Origin of the sequence: Photorhabdus viridis (assembly GCF_040256935.1) — a bacterium.
Lineage (GTDB): Bacteria > Pseudomonadota > Gammaproteobacteria > Enterobacterales > Enterobacteriaceae > Photorhabdus > Photorhabdus viridis.
In genome coordinates this window covers 92,193-109,846 of sequence record NZ_JBEJZY010000006.1, presented here as the reverse complement: position 1 = coordinate 109,846, position 17,654 = coordinate 92,193, and the positions used below count along the sequence as shown (strand labels likewise).

The 17,654-nt window shown below is 41.7% G+C and carries 17 protein-coding genes and 1 riboswitch; of the genes, 7 read left to right on the top strand and 10 right to left on the bottom strand.

Going from position 1 to position 17,654, the window contains the following annotated elements; all coding sequences use genetic code 11:
- Positions 1-246 precede the first annotated feature (246 nt).
- A riboswitch (molybdenum cofactor riboswitch) is annotated at positions 247-392 on the top strand.
- The 5 genes from moaA to ABR397_RS03790 all read left to right on the top strand — a co-directional run bounded on the left by moaA (position 379) and on the right by ABR397_RS03790 (position 3,472).
- Entirely contained in the window at positions 379-1,362 is a 984-nt protein-coding gene (moaA, locus tag ABR397_RS03810) for a GTP 3',8-cyclase MoaA (RefSeq protein ID WP_350304565.1), read from the top strand. Its footprint overlaps the riboswitch before it by 14 nt.
- 38 nt (positions 1,363-1,400) lie before the next feature.
- A complete protein-coding gene (gene moaC, locus ABR397_RS03805) occupies positions 1,401-1,877 on the top strand; it encodes a cyclic pyranopterin monophosphate synthase MoaC (RefSeq protein ID WP_350304549.1) in 477 nt (158 codons plus the stop codon).
- Positions 1,877-2,122 (top strand): molybdopterin synthase sulfur carrier subunit, encoded by a 246-nt coding sequence (moaD, locus tag ABR397_RS03800; RefSeq protein ID WP_350304548.1) that lies wholly within the window; start codon positions 1,877-1,879, stop codon positions 2,120-2,122. The genes moaC and moaD overlap by 1 nt, the downstream gene beginning before the upstream one ends.
- A gap of 3 nt (positions 2,123-2,125) precedes the next feature.
- A complete protein-coding gene (moaE, locus tag ABR397_RS03795) occupies positions 2,126-2,581 on the top strand; it encodes a molybdopterin synthase catalytic subunit MoaE (protein ID WP_350304547.1) in 456 nt (151 codons plus the stop codon).
- A 180-nt stretch (positions 2,582-2,761) separates the two neighbouring features.
- On the top strand, positions 2,762-3,472 hold the full coding sequence (locus tag ABR397_RS03790) for a Bax inhibitor-1/YccA family protein (RefSeq protein ID WP_350304546.1): 711 nt from the start codon (positions 2,762-2,764) through the stop codon (positions 3,470-3,472).
- Between the two features lie 57 nt (positions 3,473-3,529).
- Here the strand turns inward: ABR397_RS03790 and ABR397_RS03785 are convergent, their stop codons facing one another.
- From ABR397_RS03785 to cecR, 5 genes are read right to left on the bottom strand one after another with little or no spacing between them, the layout of a single operon-like run.
- Positions 3,530-4,636, bottom strand: a complete 1,107-nt coding sequence (locus tag ABR397_RS03785; RefSeq protein ID WP_350304545.1) for an ABC transporter permease — start codon at positions 4,634-4,636, stop codon at positions 3,530-3,532.
- Positions 4,637-4,648: 12 nt separating this feature from the next.
- Complete coding sequence (locus tag ABR397_RS03780) at positions 4,649-5,809, bottom strand: ABC transporter permease (protein WP_350304544.1); 1,161 nt, start codon at positions 5,807-5,809, stop codon at positions 4,649-4,651.
- Positions 5,806-7,542, bottom strand: coding sequence for an ATP-binding cassette domain-containing protein (locus ABR397_RS03775; RefSeq protein ID WP_350304543.1), 1,737 nt, complete (start codon positions 7,540-7,542; stop codon positions 5,806-5,808). The genes ABR397_RS03780 and ABR397_RS03775 overlap by 4 nt, the downstream gene beginning before the upstream one ends.
- A 9-nt stretch (positions 7,543-7,551) precedes the next feature.
- Positions 7,552-8,544 carry a secretion protein HlyD gene (hlyD, locus tag ABR397_RS03770; RefSeq protein ID WP_350304542.1) on the bottom strand — a complete coding sequence of 331 codons (993 nt, stop codon included), beginning with the start codon at positions 8,542-8,544 and terminating at the stop codon, positions 7,552-7,554.
- A gap of 16 nt (positions 8,545-8,560) precedes the next feature.
- Entirely contained in the window at positions 8,561-9,247 is a 687-nt protein-coding gene (gene cecR, locus ABR397_RS03765) for a transcriptional regulator CecR (protein ID WP_407072852.1), read from the bottom strand.
- A 304-nt stretch (positions 9,248-9,551) separates the two neighbouring features.
- Here cecR and rhlE point away from each other — a divergent pair, with 304 nt between their 5' ends.
- Both rhlE and dusC read left to right on the top strand, forming a co-directional pair.
- Positions 9,552-10,841, top strand: a complete 1,290-nt coding sequence (gene rhlE, locus ABR397_RS03760) for an ATP-dependent RNA helicase RhlE (protein ID WP_350304540.1) — start codon at positions 9,552-9,554, stop codon at positions 10,839-10,841.
- 3 nt (positions 10,842-10,844) lie between these two features.
- Entirely contained in the window at positions 10,845-11,777 is a 933-nt protein-coding gene (dusC, locus tag ABR397_RS03755; protein ID WP_350304539.1) for a tRNA dihydrouridine(16) synthase DusC, read from the top strand.
- A 95-nt stretch (positions 11,778-11,872) separates the two neighbouring features.
- Here the strand turns inward: dusC and ABR397_RS03750 are convergent, their stop codons facing one another.
- From ABR397_RS03750 to ABR397_RS03730, 5 genes are all read right to left on the bottom strand, one after another.
- A complete protein-coding gene (locus ABR397_RS03750; RefSeq protein ID WP_350304564.1) occupies positions 11,873-12,982 on the bottom strand; it encodes a lipase family protein in 1,110 nt (369 codons plus the stop codon).
- A 419-nt stretch (positions 12,983-13,401) separates the two neighbouring features.
- Positions 13,402-14,520, bottom strand: a complete 1,119-nt coding sequence (locus ABR397_RS03745; RefSeq protein WP_350304538.1) for a lipase family protein — start codon at positions 14,518-14,520, stop codon at positions 13,402-13,404.
- A 404-nt stretch (positions 14,521-14,924) separates the two neighbouring features.
- Positions 14,925-16,034: a lipase family protein gene (locus ABR397_RS03740; protein WP_350304537.1), complete on the bottom strand. Its 1,110-nt coding sequence runs from the start codon at positions 16,032-16,034 to the stop codon at positions 14,925-14,927.
- Between the two features lie 331 nt (positions 16,035-16,365).
- Entirely contained in the window at positions 16,366-17,202 is an 837-nt protein-coding gene (gene sseA, locus ABR397_RS03735) for a 3-mercaptopyruvate sulfurtransferase (RefSeq protein WP_350304536.1), read from the bottom strand.
- A 45-nt stretch (positions 17,203-17,247) separates the two neighbouring features.
- Positions 17,248-17,409: a hypothetical protein gene (locus ABR397_RS03730; protein WP_021325752.1), complete on the bottom strand. Its 162-nt coding sequence runs from the start codon at positions 17,407-17,409 to the stop codon at positions 17,248-17,250.
- Positions 17,410-17,654 lie beyond the last annotated feature (245 nt).

The following is a 17,654-nucleotide window of genomic DNA, read 5'->3' as shown; positions in this document are numbered from 1 at the left end:
GCTGACTGAACTTATATTTACCGAGTAATTTTAGCGTAATTTATTATAAAACACGATTAACCGAAAAAGTGCCGTGATTTGGCGCAATATTTTAATTAATCAACGCCAATAGAACTGTCTGCTATTTGTTCTGGCATTGACTAAGTCATTGTATATTAAATTATATAACGAAAGTGGATGTTCGCCTTTTTCTTTCTTAAGCGCTAGAATTGATATTGAGAATGTCGTTTTACATTAAATCATAGATATTGAAATTAACTCCTAGCCTCTGCGTCTAAGTCACCGTTTTACACAGCGATATGATGCTTTGGCCGTGGCCACTGAGTCACCAGGATGTAGGGCGGAAATGCCCGCGTCTCCCATATTTGGAAAGGTGTTATTGTGGAACAACTCGTAGATGCTTTTGCCCGCAAATTTTATTATTTGAGGCTGTCGATTACCGATGTTTGTAATTTCCGGTGTACGTATTGCCTGCCGGATGGCTATAAACCCCGCGGGCATCACTCCTTTTTGACATTATCTGAAATCCGTCTTGTTGGCCGGGCGTTTGCCGATCTTGGTACAGAGAAAATCCGTTTGACGGGGGGCGAACCAACCATGCGTCGTGATTTCACAGATATCATTTCTGTTATCCGTGAGAATAAGTTAATCAGAACCCTTGCTGTAACTACCAATGGTTATCGAATGGAACGGAATGTTGCCGGGTGGAAAGAGGCGGGTTTAACCGCAGTGAATGTCAGTATGGACTCGCTTGATCCCCGTCAGTTTCATGCGATTACCGGACAAGACAAATTCTTTCAGGTGATGCGTGGTATTGATGCGGCATTTGCAGCGGGTTTCAGTAAAGTGAAAGTCAACGTGGTGCTGATGAAAAACGTCAATGACATCAGTCTGCCGGCTTTCCTGCACTGGATAAAAGATCGTCCTATCCAATTGAGATTCATTGAATTGATGGAAACCGGTGATGGCGGTGAAATGTTTCGCAAATACCACATTTCTGGCGAAACTATCCGGGAACGCTTGCTGCACGATGGTTGGCATCAGCTTCAACGCTCACGCAGTGATGGTCCGGCACAGGTTTTTAGCCATCCTGATTATCAGGGGGAAATTGGTCTGATTATGCCTTATGAGAGAGATTTCTGCCGAAGTTGTAATCGCTTGCGTGTCTCCGCAATAGGTAATCTTCACTTATGCCTGTTTGGTGAACAGGGGATACCACTGCGTGATTTGTTATCGAGTGAAGAGCAACTCAATGATTTGAAATTGCGCATTCAGGGGGGACTGCGCCATAAACGGGAAACCCATTTCCTTCATCAGGGTGACAGCGGTATCACCCCAAATCTTTCTGTCATCGGCGGTTAATTTACTGCCTAGTATTGTTATTTTTTCAGGAGCAAAGAATGTCTCAATTGACCCATATTAACTCTACTGGTGAAGCCCATATGGTTGATATCTCTGCTAAAGCCGAAACAGAACGTGAGGCGCGGGCAGAGGCTTTTATTGAAATGACGCCGGAAACACTGGCAATGATTATTGACGGCAGCCATCACAAAGGGGATGTCTTTGCAACAGCCCGGATTGCGGGTATTCAGGCGGCAAAGCGCGCATGGGAATTAATTCCGCTTTGTCATCCATTACAGCTAACGAAAGTCGAAGTTCAGTTGGAAGTGCAGACAGAATATAGCCGGGTGAGAATTGAATCCTGCTGCCGTCTGACAGGAAGAACCGGCGTTGAAATGGAGGCGTTGACAGCGGCATCCGTCGCGGCGCTGACTATTTATGATATGTGTAAAGCCGTACAGAAAGATATGGTCATTGGGCCGGTTCGTTTGCTGGAGAAACGGGGTGGGCGATTAGGGCATTTTAAGGTGGAATAATGATTAAAGTACTCTTTTTTGCTCAAGTACGTGAGCTGGTAGGGACTGATTCACTGGAGCTGGATAGTCATTATCCAACCGTTGAGGGCTTGAGAAAGGCATTAATATTAAAAGGTGAGCGTTGGGCAATGGCGCTGGAAGATGGAAAACTCCTGTCAGCAGTAAACCAAACTTTTGTTCATGGCGGGCATCCATTACAGGATGGTGATGAAGTGGCTTTTTTCCCACCGGTAACTGGGGGGTGATTAATGGAAAACACGCGTATTTTTGTTGGCCCGGAAAGTTTCAGTGTAGGGGATGAGCACCAATGGCTTTCTCAATGTGATGAAGATGGGGCTATCGTCACTTTCACGGGAAAAGTTCGTCATCATAATCTGGGTGACCGAGTGAGTGTACTGAGACTGGAACACTATCCCGGAATGACGGAGAAAGCGTTACAAAATATTGTCTCCGAAGCACGGGATCGCTGGTCATTGCAACGTGTCAGCGTTATCCATCGGGTAGGCGCACTTTACCCTGGTGATGAAATTGTGTTTGTTGGTGTGACAAGCGCCCATCGTCATATGGCTTTTGAAGCTGCTGAATTTATTATGGATTATTTGAAAACAAAGGCGCCTTTCTGGAAAAAAGAGTCCTTGTCTGATGGTGAACGTTGGGTTGAATCCCGCGAGAGCGATCAAGAAGCGGCGAAGCGCTGGTTATGAAGGCATTTTCTATTTTTGCGAAACGCTTCGAAAACTGATCAGATAGATGAACTGCTATACAAGTAATTATTGAATGGTTAATTGTTTTGATTATATTCTGTGATAATGTATAAAACTTGAGTGGGTTGTTGATATTAAAACAGCCCGAATTTCTAAACACTGTCATAGAAGGTAAGCGCCATGGATCGTTATCCACGCTCAAATGGTTCTATAATCCAGCAGGCTGGAACCGGCCTGCAAACTTATATGGCCCAAGTTTATGGTTGGATGACTTGTGGCCTGTTGTTAACAGCGTTTGTGGCTTGGTATGCGTCACAAAGTGAGGTTGTTGTTGCATTTATTTTCTCAAACTCAATTGTTTTCTATGGGCTGATTATTGCTCAATTGGGACTGGTTTTCGTTCTTTCCGGTTTGATTAACCGTATGAACGGTTCATTAGCGACAGGGTTGTTTATGCTGTATTCAGCTCTGACTGGGCTGACGCTTTCCAGTATTTTTAAAATATATACTGGTGATTCCATTGCTACCACTTTTGTTGTGACTGCGGGCATGTTTGGTGCGCTGAGTTTTTACGGCTATACCACCAAGCGTAGTTTGAGTGGCCTTGGCAGCTTCCTGTTTATGGGGCTTATCGGCATTATTTTGGCTTCTCTGGTTAACTATTGGTTAAAGAGTGAAATATTGATGTGGGCGATAACCTACATTGGTGTGGTTATTTTTGCGGGCTTGACCGCTTACGACACTCAAAAACTGAAAGAGATGGGTGAAAATCTGGATGTGAATGATAAAGAGAGTCTGCGTAAATTCTCTATTGTCGGCGCGCTGACCCTGTATCTGGACTTCATTAATATGTTCTTGATGCTGCTGCGTATTTTTGGCGATCGCCGTTAAATTCATCTATCTGTTTCTGATAAAGCCCTGCATAATTGAAATGCAGGGCCGTTTTTATCAAGCAATTTTCCGCCTGAATAACCAATAGGCAAGATTCCCGGTCGTGACAGTGATTGCCAGAAGGGGCCACAGGCTTCTCCAGATAACAGCGAAATTGGCATCTTTGAGATAAATCTGCTTGGTTATGTCATTAAAATGCCAAATAGGATTAACCCAGGTGAGATCTTGTAACCATCCAGGCATATTTTCAACCGGAGAAATATAACCGGAAATCAAGATGGCGGGCATGATAAAGACAAATACGCCAATAAACGCCTGTTGCTGAGTGTAACAGAGAGAAGAGATTAACAAGCCAAATCCCACCAGAGATAAGCTGTATATCAACATGGATAAATAGAACAGCGGTAGTGAGCCAGAAAATGGGATTTGATAGCAAAAGATGCCAATAGCCAACACTAAAGTCGCCTGAAAAGTAGCTACGACTACAGCAGGAACCGCTTTACCAATGAAAATCTGCCAGGTGGTCATCGGTGAAACCAGTAATTGGTCCAGCGTTCCTTGCTCTCTTTCCCGGGCAATTGACAATGCAGTGACCGTTAATATCCCGACCGTGGTAATCAGTGCAACCAGAGAAGGTACGACAAACCATTTATAATCCAGATTGGGGTTATACCAGTTGCGGATCACCAATTCACTGTTATTGGCTTTCGGCATATTACCCATTAGCTCCTGTTGATAGTTCAGGACAATTTCCTGGATATAGCCGGCAGCAATTTGGGCACTGTTAGAATTACGACCATCCAGCAGTACCTGAAGAGAAACGGGGTCATGGCTGGCAATTTTAGCACTGAAATCTTGTGGGAAACGAACCAGTAGTAAGGCTTTTTGGTGATCGATTATGGGCTGTATCTCTTGTGAATGGGTTAATAATATCACGTCAGGAAATGCTTTTGATTTTGCCAGTCGTTGAGTCAGCTCGATAGAGGCTTTACCTTTGTCCTCATCAAAAATAGCAATGGTGGCGTTAGTGACATCAAGCGTTGCTGATAGTGGAAATAGGATCATCTGAAAGATAACCGGCATAACCAATATGGCCCGTGTCTGCGGATCTCGGAGAAGAGACTGTAATTCTTTAATAATCAGTGTGTAAAGACGATAAAACATGGTAATTCCTTCTTAATCCAGGCGCCGCGGGGTTTTCCATGCAGTCAGGCCAATAAACAAAATCGCGGAGGCAATCAGCAGTAACAGGTTTATCATCAATATCGTACTGATATTTCCAGCCAGAAAAAGTGTGTGCAGGCTGCTGACAAAATAACGGGCAGGAATGAAATAGGTCACGGCCTGAATAAACGCAGGCATGCTGTTTATTTCAAAAATAAAGCCGGAAAGCATAATTGCAGGTAGAAAGGCGACATTCAACGCTATCATTGCCGCATTAAATTGGTTGCGTGTAATGGTAGAGATTAAAAGCCCGATACCAAGGGCAGTGGCCAGGTAGAGACTGGTGATTGCAGACAATATCCATAGCGAGCCTCGATAAGGGACATCCAGCACAAATACAGCCACCAGCATACAGAGCGTCATGGCGAGCGATCCAAGTACTTGATAAGGCAAAAGTTTGGAAAGCAGTAATTCGGTACGGGTAATTTGGGTGGAAAGCAGGGCTTCCATCGTACCGCGCTCCCATTCACGGGCAACAACCAATGATGTCAGAATGGCGCCAACGACGGTGATGATAATGGTGATTGCGCCGGGAATGATGAAATGCTGGCTGATGGTTGCGGGATTGAACCAATAACGGACTTGCATATCAATCAATGGATTAGCCGGGTTTCCCTGATCCTGCCCCCTTTGTTGCAACCAAATCTGCCATACGCCTTTGGCGTAATTTTGCACAAAGCTTGCGGTATTCGGTTCACTGCCGTCAGTAATGACTTGAATTTGTGCTTTACCATCAGAGCGGGCAAGTTGAGCATCGAAATTCACAGGAATGACAATCAGCCCACGTATTTCTCCTGATTGCATCATATTAATTAATTGCTGACGGTTATCGCTGATTTTAGGATCAATATAGGGCGAACCGGCAAAAGCCTGTATTAACTCGCGGGCATCTTCACTTTGTTGTTCTACAAGAATACCAATACGGACGGTGCTGGAATCGAGATTAATGCCGTATCCGAAGATAAATAGCAGAATCAGTGGAATGACAATGGAAATTAACCCGCTGGTGGGATCACGTAAGATCTGTTTTGTCTCTTTGATACAAAGTGCTTTCAGTCGCCACCAGGAGAAGCGGACAGCCTTCTGTGGAGCATGTTGCTTTGGATTGCTCATTGCGGCTCCTCGTCGTAATTAACGACCAAATCAATAAATGCCTGTTCCATTGATGGATCAGGATTTTCATCGGTAGCGACCAACTGTTTCAAATCGTCCGGTGTGCCGGCGGCAATCAGTTTACCGCGAAATACCAGCCCTATCCGGTCACAATATTCGGCTTCATCCATAAAGTGGGTGGTCACCATAACCGTGACGCCTTTATCTACCATACCATTGATATGTAACCAAAATTCACGTCGAATTTGCGGATCGACGCCCGAAGTCGGTTCGTCCAAAAACAGAATATCTGGTTCATGCATCAGTGAGCAGGAAAGGGCAAGGCGTTGTTTATATCCCAATGGCAATTCGTCGGTTGTCTGATGTAAAACAGATTTGAGATTGAAGGCTTCGACCATCCCGTCAATTTTCTCTTTTTGTTTACGCCCTTGCAGGCCATAAATGCCTGAAAAGAATTTCAGGTTCTGTTCAACTGTCAAGTTACCGTACAGTGAAAATTTTTGCGCCATATAACCCAAATGCTGACGGGCTTTCCCGGAACTGGTTTTCAAATCCATCCCCAATACCAGCGCTTTACCGCCAGTCGGCACCATGAGTCCGCACATCATTTTAAACGTCGTGGATTTACCGGCGCCGTTTGGACCTAGCAGGCCAAAAATTTCTCCGCGTTTTACCTGAAAATCAACATGATCAGTGGCAGCAAAATCACCAAATTTCTTGGTTAAATCCTGTGCTTCAATCACGGTTTCTGTGGGATTAGCGTCAATCTGCGGCATGATTTCCGCTAGTTCTGAATGGCGGGCAGGATCACCGCCGAGTAAATCAATAAAAGCATCTTCAAAGCGGGGAGCCGCTTTAATGATTTCAGCATCAGGTAGTTTAAGCTGATTAAGCAGTTCTTGCGGTGAGACATCAGGCTTAAGAATAAGACGAACATATTTTCCCTGGATCACGCCATCGGTTACCTGTGGCAAAGTAAGAGCGCGTTGCAGTGTTTTTCTGCGGGAATTCTGTTTGGCGCCAAGCAGGAAAGAACGTCCGGACATCGTTTGGGTCAGTTTCTGTGGTTGACCGCTATAGAGCAACTTTCCTTGGTTGAGTAGCAGGACATCGCGGCACCGCTCAGCTTCATCCAGGTAGGAAGTACTCCAGAGGATCAGCATGCCATCATCTGCCAGCTCGTGAACCATCCGCCAGAGTTCGCGGCGGGCTATTGGGTCAACACCTACTCCGGGTTCGTCCAGGAGCAGAACTTTGGGCTTGCCGAGCAGAGTACAGGCTAGCCCCAGTTTTTGCTTCATGCCGCCTGAAAGTTTGCCTGCCAGTCGTCCGGTAAAATGGGTCAGGTCAGTAAAAGTGAGTAATTGTTCATAGGTTTTTTTACGTTCATCACCCAGTACACCGCGCAGATCCGCATACAGATTCAGGTTTTCTAAAACCGTCAGATCTTCATACAGGCCAAATTTCTGAGGCATATAGCCCAGTTCAAAGCGTACCTGTACACCATGTTTAATCGGATCAAGCCCCATTATTTCAATAGAACCACTATCTGGTTTCAGTAAGCCAGCCAACATGCGTATCAGCGTGGTTTTGCCTGCTCCATCCGGCCCCACCAGCCCGGTAACAGAGCCACCGTAGATCTCTGTGGTCAAGCTGGATACCGCAGGATTATTCAGGCCAGGAAAAGTTTTCTCTACTTTTTCTAACTTTATCGTGTATACAGAGCTGTTCATTACAGCCCCTTATGCGTCTGAATCAGAAAAATGCAGGGTAATCGGCATACCTTGACGCAGGGAATCATCCGGGTCAGTAACGATAATGCGTAACCGATAGACCAAATCGGTGCGCAGATCAGGTGTCTCTACATTCTTTGGTGTAAATTCTGCTGTTGGTGAAATAAAGCCAATTTTACCGTGATAGGGCTGATCTTTACGGCTGTCAGTGTAGAGTAAAATTTCACGTCCTGGTGTTGCTTGTCCAAGATGGCTTTCACTGATATAGGCTCTTACCCAAACGGGATGGGTCAGAGAAAGCGTAAACACGGTATTGCCCGCTGCCAGCATGGTGCCCGGTTCAATGGCACGGGTCAGGATAGTCCCGGATGAGGGGGAAGTCAGGTGAGTATCTTGTAAGTCTAGTTCAGACTGAGCAACAGCCGCTTCGGCTTGAGCAAGCTGGCCTTTGGCTTCTGCAATTTCTTCTTTACGGTAGCCGGTTTCGAACTGATTCAGTTTATCTTTCGCCGCTTGTAACGCAGCCAGCGCCTGATTACGGTTAGTTTTGGCATTGTCCAGCTCGTTGGCTGAAATCATTTTACTTTGCCATAAACCTTGCTGGCGTTTGAAGAAACTGTCAGCAAAATGCCAGGCGGCCTCGCGTTGTGTCACTTCTGAACGCACTTGCGCAACTTCTTCCGTGCGATAACCCTCTTCCATCATAGCCAGACGTGCTTTAGCGCTATCGCGTGTGGCTTTCGCTTTATTGAGCGCGTTAATAAATGGCGCATTGTCCAGCAGGCCGATCACTTGATTAGCATTGATAACATCACCTTCATCAACTTGCAGACTGGCAAGTTTACCACCAACCCGGAAGCTGAGATTGACAGTGCGTATATCTACGTTGCCGTAGAGTGTCAGTGTTTTATCATTTTTATCTTGATAATAGTAACTTCCTAAAATAGCGCCAAGAATAACAGCAACGATCAGTATTGCGAGGGTGAGTTTCTTGTTGTACATGATGTTCCTTGTTCTTTTATTTATTTGAGTTATATTTTTTCAGTCCATTCAGTAATAAATCAATATGCTGGATGAGGATCTGATCAATTAATTTGTATTCTTCTGTCCCGATATTATTCCAACCTGTCTGACGTAATAAGGTTTCCTGCGCCATGCGGAAAGAGATGATTTCACCCATCAGAGCATGAGTATGGAGCATAGTAGAAAGTTGATGTTCATCGGCGTCGATATAGCTGGCGATTAATTTATTTAACCTGTTGTGGAGAGGAGCCAGTGCCTGCTCATGGATTAGGGTATAAGCATCAGTGGGTGCGAGTTGCTCTCTGGCCATGATCCGGCTGATATTAATGCTCTCTTTTTCAATCATCAGGCGGTTAACGCCAAGAAATCCTTCGTGAATCATCCGCAATATATTGTCTGATGAGTAAGGTACTGGTGATGAAAAAAAATCATCAATTTCTTTAAAAAGATGAGTGAACTCAGTCTTGATGGTGTCAGTAATATACTGGGCGACTGCCTGATAGAGCCCCTCTTTGGAGCCAAAATAGTAAGCTATGGCAGCAATATTCTGTTGAGCGCGCAATGCGATTTCTCTGGTTGTCGCGCCGGTTAATCCTGATTTACCAAAAATTTCAAGAGCGGCTTCGAGTAGCTGCTGTTTGGCTTGCCCGCCTCTGGGGGTTTGGGTGTTGTTGACTGACATGGACATGAATCCTATTGGAAATAATCAAAAGACTTAAACAAAATATCAATCAAATGGCAAACTCTATACTTATAGTAAATCAATGTAAATTGCATAAAAATGTCGTGGATCATGAAAACTACGGGGCAAATACCTGTAGTTTTAGTTGCATTATCAGAAAGTATATCTGGTATAATAGTTAAGATATGGAGCATTGCAGTTTGTGTTTTTTCCTTTTGTGGTATTTACCGCGTCTGATTTTCTTCCCATAAAACTGCCCCTGAATGTAGTTCAGGAATGGTGAAGTCTGGAGCATTTCTTACTTATGAGTTTTGAATCACTTGGCTTAAGTGCTGATATTTTGCGTGCCATTGAAGAACAAGGTTATTCAGCGCCAACGCCAATCCAACAGCAGGCAATCCCTGTTGTATTAGCAGGTAAAGATTTATTGGCGAGCGCTCAGACAGGCACAGGTAAAACTGCGGGTTTTACTTTACCCATGCTGCAACGGCTTAATGACTCCCCTGTTCAGATGAAAGGGCGCAGGCCGGTCAGAGCGTTAGTCCTGACGCCAACCCGTGAATTGGCTGCTCAGGTTGGTGAAAATGTACGTGACTACAGCAAGCACCTCAGACTTCGTTCTTTGGTGGTTTTTGGTGGTGTCAGTATTAACCCTCAGATGATGAAATTGCGTGGTGGTGTTGATATTTTGGTCGCGACACCGGGCCGCTTACTGGATCTTGAACACCAGAATGCGGTTGATTTATCGCGGGTGGAAATTTTGGTATTGGATGAAGCCGATCGTATGCTGGACATGGGTTTTATCCATGATATCCGTCGAGTACTGAATAAGTTGCCACCGAAACGGCAAAATTTACTATTTTCTGCTACCTTCTCCGACGATATCAAAAATTTAGCCAATAAATTATTGCATGATCCCGTCAGCGTCGAGGTTGCACGCCGTAACTCCGCTTCTGAACAGATTGAGCAATTTGTTCATTTTGTCGATAAAAAGCGTAAAGGCGAGCTGCTTTCTTTCCTGATTGGCAGCCGTAACTGGCAACAGGTTTTGGTCTTTACCCGAACCAAACATGGCGCAAATCGTCTGGCAGAACAGTTAAATAAGGATGGCGTAACCGCTTCAGCTATTCATGGCAACAAAAGCCAGGGGGCCAGAACTCGTGCGCTGGCTGATTTTAAAGATGGCTGCATCAGGGTGCTGGTAGCGACAGATATTGCCGCCCGTGGTCTGGACATTGATCAATTGCCTCATGTCGTGAATTTTGAATTGCCTAATGTCTCTGAGGATTATGTCCACCGTATTGGTCGTACCGGTCGGGCAGATGCGACAGGGCAGGCGCTTTCTCTGGTATGTGTTGATGAGCACAAATTGCTGAAAGATATTGAACGCCTGCTGAAACGGGAGATTCCCCGTATGGCGATCCCCGGATATGAGCCGGACCCAACCATCAAGGCTGAACCTATTCAGAATGGTCGCCAGGGGCGTGGCGATAATCGGCAGAAAAATAGCCATCGCCGTTCTGGGGCACCTTCGCGTCAGCGCAGCCGTAATCATGCGGATACACCAAATAAAGCGTCTGGCGCCAGAGGTTAATCAATGCGGGTTTTGCTGGCTCCGATGGAAGGGGTGCTGGATTCTTTGGTCAGGGAACTTCTGAGTAACGTCAATGAGTATGATCTGTGCATTACGGAGTTCTTGCGGGTTGTTGATAGCCTGTTGCCGGTAAAATCGTTTTATAAGCTTTGCCCTGAATTACGTAACCAAAGCCGGACGCCGTCCGGCACTTTGGTGCGGGTTCAGCTCTTGGGCCAATATCCGCAATGGTTGGCGGAAAACGCTGCGCGGGCGGTTGAATTAGGCTCCTGTGGGGTTGATTTAAATTGCGGTTGCCCATCAAAAACGGTCAATGGCAGTGGCGGCGGAGCAACGTTGCTGAAAGATCCTGAATTGATTTATCAGGGGGCAAAAGCGATGCGTGAAGCGGTGCCTTCTCATTTACCTGTGACGGTTAAGGTTCGGCTGGGTTGGGATAGTGGTGATCGACAATTCGAAATTGCTGATGCAGTACAACAGGCGGGCGCAACGGAAATAACGATCCATGGGCGAACCAAAGAGGATGGTTACAAAGCGGAACGTATTAATTGGCAAGCGATTGGTGAAATTCGTCAGCGCCTTGCTATTCCGGTGATTGCCAATGGTGAGATTTGGGATTGGCAAAGTGCGCAGGATTGTATAAATGTGACAGGCTGTGGTGCTGTCATGATTGGCCGTGGAGCGCTTAATGTTCCTAATTTGAGCAGAGTGGTGAAATATAACGAGCCAAAAATGCCTTGGCAGGGCGTGGTTCAATTACTGCAAAAATATGTCCGGTTGGAAAAGCAAGGTGATACCGGGCAATATCATGTTGCCCGGATTAAACAGTGGCTCGGTTATTTGCGGAAAGAGTATGAAGAAGCGTTAACACTCTTTGAAGAGATAAGGAAATTAAAAACGTCTGCTGATATAGCGCATGTGATCTCTTTGATGTGACTGGTGATTAAGAGCAGCTTAGAAGCTATTCTATATGGAACCTTTAAATAAGGTTCCATTTTTATTAAATTAAAAAAGGTTCGATGAAGACAAGATTATCTGGTATCGACTGCGTCATATTGAATCATAGATGAGAAAAGATGGTTAATATTGCGGGAGAGGCCATCATTAATCACAACAATATCATAATTAGTCGGCGGATTAGAGCTATCATTAACTTTAACGAAACTCATATCATACTCTTTGGCATATGCCTCGATATGTTGAAATACGAGTTGTTCAATAAAACCTGGAGAAGGATCTAACATAGGTGTAGTGAAAGGCAGATCTGGAAAAAGTTGGGTGTAATTTTTATCCTTCACCAGTAAAAGAAAACCGCTAACGGGCAGATATAATACAGAGTAGAGAGCTTTAATTTGTTCTAATCCTTTTGTATGCCAGGCTAGGGTAACGATATCTGTACGGTTATGGATCCTGAGAAATTTACTTTCATAGCTCGGTAGAGATGTTCCGTTAAAAACAGACTCGGTATAGGATGCAAAGATATCGTTACCGGCAGTTGGGGCAGCAAAGGAGCAAACGTTAATACGAATATTATTGTTGCCTTTATCAAGGTAGCGCCTCTTTAAGTACAATCCAATAGTCGAAGCCATTACACCGCCTAAACTGTGCCCTGTAAGAGTAATATTTTGTATCCCGTCTTCCAGAGCAATTTTATCAATTGCATCGATTAGTGATTCCCCATAACCAGGCGTGTTATTACTTTTTATTTTGTTGATAATATAGTCTAATGTTACGTGTATTCCCTTTGAAATTTTTGCATTTTTAGGGGCTTTTGAGTCCCAAATTGACCAGTTTTCAGTTTTACCCACATTAAAATTTTCATCATACCAGTTGACATCAGACCATGATCCGCGAATAACAATTCGATAGTCATTTGGGGTTTTGAGATCTTTCACCATGAATAAAACGTGGTCATCTTTCTTATCGACAACACTTGTTTTCTTGTCAACACTGCCTACACGAAAAACAGCAGGTCCCCAAACAAGAGAGAATCTATTTGCTGTTGCTTTACTACTTGCTAATGATTTTTGAATATTTTCTGAAACGAGAGCGGGCTCTGGCTCGGCGGTTATTAAACTTCCTGAGCTAACAATAAAGCCTAACGCAAGATTTATTTTTTGATCTTCAAAAGAAATAGTCATTTTTACTTCCAAATTTTTAAGATGATAAATATTGATCTGATATTTTAACTTAAACATCAATAACCAACGCTTTTGGTATTTCATTTAAATAAAAACAGAGTTAAGGTTAATAGTAATCTTTAAATCTGCCGGATGGGAGTATATGATTTTTTAATGTTAATTTATTTAACAAAATAAATTATCGATAATGAACTTTAAAATAACGGATAAAAATTATGCTGTGTTTTTTTAATATTCCCGATAGAAAATAATTTATATGGGTATCTACAAAGTTGAGTGATAATGGATTGGCGTTATTTTGTTGATATATGGATAAAATAATTTCCTTATTCAATTTAAGAATGGTTTATTGAAACTAATGGAACCTTTAATAAAGGCTCCATTGTTTCTAATAAAAAAATAGATAAAATAGAACAAAATTATGTAATATTGATTTTACCTTTGATTAAAAATGAGAAAATATCGATAATACTTTGCAATAGGGTATCGTTAATCACAACAATATCGTAATCAGTAGGTGGGTTTGAACTGTCATTAGTGGCTATGAAACTCATTCCATACTCTTTGTGATATGCGTGAATATGTTGATTTCCTATATTAATAAATAAGTCTTCGAGGGACTTTATCGGTATCGTCGGAATTTCTGAATGAAAAGGTAAATCTGGGAAAATTTGAGTGTATTTTTTATCTTGGACAAGAAGGATAAGAGCATTAACTGCTGCTGTTAATATCGGATAGATAGCTTTAACTTTCTCCAACCCATTGATATACCAGGCCAGAGGAACGACATCTATACTATTATGAATCCTTATAAAATCACTTTCATAACCCGCCGATAATGCTTCATTAAAAACAAATTCAGAATAGCAGGCGAAAATATCATTACCGGCAGTTGGGCCGGCAAAGGCACAAACATTAATGCGAATATTATCGTTTCCTTTATCAAGGTACTGCCTTTTTAGATATAAACCAAGGGTAGAAGCCAGTATGCCTCCTAAACTGTGTCCTGTGATGGTAATATTTTGTATCCCTTCTTTCAGGGCAATTTTATCGATGGCGTCAGTTAGTGATTCTCCATAACCTGGAGGGTTGTTGCTTTTTATTTGGTTGATAATATAATCTAATGCCAAATTTGTTCCGTAAGCAATCTTAGCATTTTCAGGCGCTTTTGGATCCCATTTTGACCAGTCTTTAGTTTTACAGACAATCAGGTCTTCATTAATCCAGTTAATATCAGACCATGACCCTCGAATGACAACGCGATAATCATTTGGACTATGGAGGCTTTGTACAATGAATAAAACGTGATCATCCTTTTTATCTATAGTACTTTTTTCTTTATCTGCACTACCAACACGAAACACTGCTGGTCCCCAAACAATAGAAAATTTATTTGCTGTTGCTTGACTGCTTTCCAATGATTTTTGAATATTTGCCGAAACGATTCCCGGCTCTGGTTTTGGTGTTTTTATGCCTCCAGAATTAATAATAAAGCTCAGTGCGAGATTTAACTTCTGATCTTCACGAGAAATAGACATTTTCACTCCCTATTTTTTCATATGATAAGTGTTAATTCGAGCTATCAGTTTAAAATTTAAGATTTAATTCTTTTAGTCTTCCATTCAGATAAAAAACAGGATTTAACTTAAAGTTAATAATAACTTTTAAATCTGTCAAATAGATACATGGAATTTTTTTATATTATTTGGTTTGATGAAAATATTAATTATTTATTATGAAATTAAAAACAAACTATAATATTTATATGTTTAATAATTATGAATTAATAATATTTTAATGATATATAAATAAGAGCGGTTTTATTTATATATTTAAGTGGCGATTATTTGAATTAATGGAGCCTTTAATAAAGGCTCCATTGTTGTTAAGTAAAATACAGACCTAATATAACCAAATTATACAATATTAGTTTTATTTTAAGTTAAGGAAGTGGTATAAGCAAGAAATAGGCGACAATATCTTGAGATAGATTACTGTTAATAACGACAATATCATCAATAGGTGGTTGAGTGCCGTCATTTACTTCAATTAAATTCATGCCGTATTTATATGCATATGCTTTAATATGTTGAAAGATGACCTGATGATTTAAATCTGGTGATGATTCTAAAATCGGTGCTGTAAAAGGTAAATCTGGAGTGAGTTTTGTGTAATCTTTATCTTTCACAATCAGGACGATCTTGTTAAACTTATTAATTAATTTTTCATTTATTTTAATTAATGGTTCATAGATAGTGGGTATCCTTTCTAATCCATCCAGGTGCCAAATTAAGGAAATAATATCCTTACGGTTATAGATTCTTAAAAAATGACTCTTATAATTCGTTATTGATATGCGGCTAAAAACAGATTCAATATAAGATGCAAAAGTACCATTACTAATAATTGGGCTGGCAAAGGCACAAACATTAATTCGAATATTCCTTTTTCCCTTATTAATATATAATCGTTTTAAATATACTCCAAGAGTAGAAGCCAATGCACCTCCCAAACTGTGCCCGGTGATAGTAATGTTATGTATTCCTTTTTCCAGGGCAATTTTGTCAATTGCATCAATGAGTGATTCTCCATAGCCTGGCGTATTGTTACTTTTTACTTGGTTAACAATATAATCTAATGCTAAATGTGTTCCATAAGAAATCTTAGCGTCTTTGAATTCTTCAGGAATATTGGGATCCCAGAGTGACCAATTTACCGTTTCATGTACTGCAAAGTTTTCAACCTGCCAGTTAACATCAGACCATGATCCCCGGATAACAATTCGATAGTCATATGGGAATCTGCGATTTCGCACAATAAATAAAACGTGATCATCTTTGTTATCTTGAGAGTTTTCCCCATTATTAACCCGGAAAACAGCCGGTCCCCAAATGATAGAGAATCTGTTGGCGGTAACTTTACTTTTTTCCAATGATTCTTTAATATTTTCCGAAACGATAGCCGGTTCGGATTTTTCTGTTATTATACTGCCTGCGCCACTGATAAAGCTGAGCGCGAGATTTATTTTTTGATCTCTAAGCGAAATAGTCATTTTTACTCTCCATTTTTATTATATAGATTCTGATATGATACTCTGATTAAAGTATTAATACTCAACCCTTTTAATTTTCTGTTTAGATAAATTCAGAGTTGAATTTTAAATTAATAATAATGTTTAAATTTGTCAAATATATGCCTTGTATTATTTTATATCACTTTGTCTGATAAAAAAGAGTGTTGATTAATAAATTGAAAGCAAATGGGATAAGCGGAATTGTGAGATATAACGATATGAAAATTATCTTTTAGATTTGTGTGATTTTAAAAAATATATTAATTTGTTTATTAAAGGGCATAGGGTAAATATGCCCTTGGGTATTTAATTACTTCTCAAGTGGCAGGGTATCATCTGCACCCCATTCAGCCCATGAGCCATCATATAAATAAGTATCTTTCTTGCCGATGATATCTAAACCCAATACTAAAACAGCGGCTGTCATACCAGAGCCGCAACTGGCAATGATCGGTTTGTTTAAATCAACGTTTTGTTTACGGAAAATATCTGCAATTTCAGTTTCTGATTTAAAGTGACCATTCTCTATTAACATCGTCCATGGCACGTTTTTACTGCCGGGAATATGGCCCATTCTTAACCCAGGGCGTGGTTCTGGCGCTCTAGCCTGAAAACGGTCTATTGCTCTGGCATCAACAATTTCAGCTTGTGGATCATTTAACGAATCCAGAATGTGTTTCAGTGATTTTACTTTGCCGGCATTGAAATGGGTATTAAAAACCTGAGAATGACGTTTTACTTCACCTGATTCTGTTGGAAATCCGGCCTGTTGCCAGCCTTGTAAACCGCCAGCAAGAATACGGACATTACGACTGCCGAATACCTTGAATGTCCACCATGCGCGAGGAGCGGAGAACATATTTCCTTGGTCATAAACCACGACCAAATGATTCTCGCTGATCCCCATTTCACCAACAGCTTGGCTGAAAGTTTGCGGATCTGGCAGCATATGGGGTAGCCCACTTTGATGATTAGCAATTTTATCCAAATCAAAAAATTGGGCGCCGGGAATATGTGTATTCAGCCAAAGCTGATGACAATCAATTTGCTGAGGTGGTGGTGGTGCAGTCGCATCAAGGATGACGAGGTTTTCATCATCAAGATGATCTTTTAGCCATTGTGGACTGACAAAATATGCATTATTCATGGGATCCCTCACTTAATACAAAAGTATAGATAGTGTTGCGCCCCGTTATTGCTGCTGTATCGGCGCTATGGTTGTCTCTTGCTGTTGACTGGCTGGTGATTCTATCGGTGTAGTTGAGCGGGTATATATATTAAGACCCGCTAGGAATACGCCACCGATTGAACCGAATGCAAAGAGTGCGATGAAAGTGATAAATAGTTTTTTCATTTTTGTTCTCAACTGCCATAGAAAACAGGCAGTATATCGGGTTCTGAATAGCTGACAAGGTAATAACCAATTTACTTTACGAATAATGAATAATTCTTTGAACTGATTAAGTAAATGAAATTAGCTTACTGTTATTGTTGATAAAGTTTTTTGCTAAGTTTTTATTGGCATCATAATTTACAGAAATTGGGGTTAAATTATCAATCTGGTTTTGTTTCTCGATATACTGCTGATTTCGTTCTTGC

Bases quoted from the DNA above. Each gene is read 5' to 3' on its own strand.
- moaC (WP_350304549.1), top strand. From the start codon at position 1,401: ATGTCTCAATTGACCCATATTAACTCTACTGGTGAAGCCCATATGGTT.
- moaD (WP_350304548.1), top strand. From the start codon at position 1,877: ATGATTAAAGTACTCTTTTTTGCTCAAGTACGTGAGCTGGTAGGGACT.
- moaE (WP_350304547.1), top strand. From the start codon at position 2,126: ATGGAAAACACGCGTATTTTTGTTGGCCCGGAAAGTTTCAGTGTAGGG.
- ABR397_RS03790 (WP_350304546.1), top strand. From the start codon at position 2,762: ATGGATCGTTATCCACGCTCAAATGGTTCTATAATCCAGCAGGCTGGA.
- ABR397_RS03785 (WP_350304545.1), bottom strand. From the start codon at position 4,636: ATGTTTTATCGTCTTTACACACTGATTATTAAAGAATTACAGTCTCTT.
- ABR397_RS03780 (WP_350304544.1), bottom strand. From the start codon at position 5,809: ATGAGCAATCCAAAGCAACATGCTCCACAGAAGGCTGTCCGCTTCTCC.
- ABR397_RS03775 (WP_350304543.1), bottom strand. From the start codon at position 7,542: ATGAACAGCTCTGTATACACGATAAAGTTAGAAAAAGTAGAGAAAACT.
- hlyD (WP_350304542.1), bottom strand. From the start codon at position 8,544: ATGTACAACAAGAAACTCACCCTCGCAATACTGATCGTTGCTGTTATT.
- cecR (WP_407072852.1), bottom strand. From the start codon at position 9,247: ATGTCAGTCAACAACACCCAAACCCCCAGAGGCGGGCAAGCCAAACAG.
- rhlE (WP_350304540.1), top strand. From the start codon at position 9,552: ATGAGTTTTGAATCACTTGGCTTAAGTGCTGATATTTTGCGTGCCATT.
- dusC (WP_350304539.1), top strand. From the start codon at position 10,845: ATGCGGGTTTTGCTGGCTCCGATGGAAGGGGTGCTGGATTCTTTGGTC.
- ABR397_RS03750 (WP_350304564.1), bottom strand. From the start codon at position 12,982: ATGACTATTTCTTTTGAAGATCAAAAAATAAATCTTGCGTTAGGCTTT.
- ABR397_RS03745 (WP_350304538.1), bottom strand. From the start codon at position 14,520: ATGTCTATTTCTCGTGAAGATCAGAAGTTAAATCTCGCACTGAGCTTT.
- ABR397_RS03740 (WP_350304537.1), bottom strand. From the start codon at position 16,034: ATGACTATTTCGCTTAGAGATCAAAAAATAAATCTCGCGCTCAGCTTT.
- sseA (WP_350304536.1), bottom strand. From the start codon at position 17,202: ATGAATAATGCATATTTTGTCAGTCCACAATGGCTAAAAGATCATCTT.
- ABR397_RS03730 (WP_021325752.1), bottom strand. From the start codon at position 17,409: ATGAAAAAACTATTTATCACTTTCATCGCACTCTTTGCATTCGGTTCA.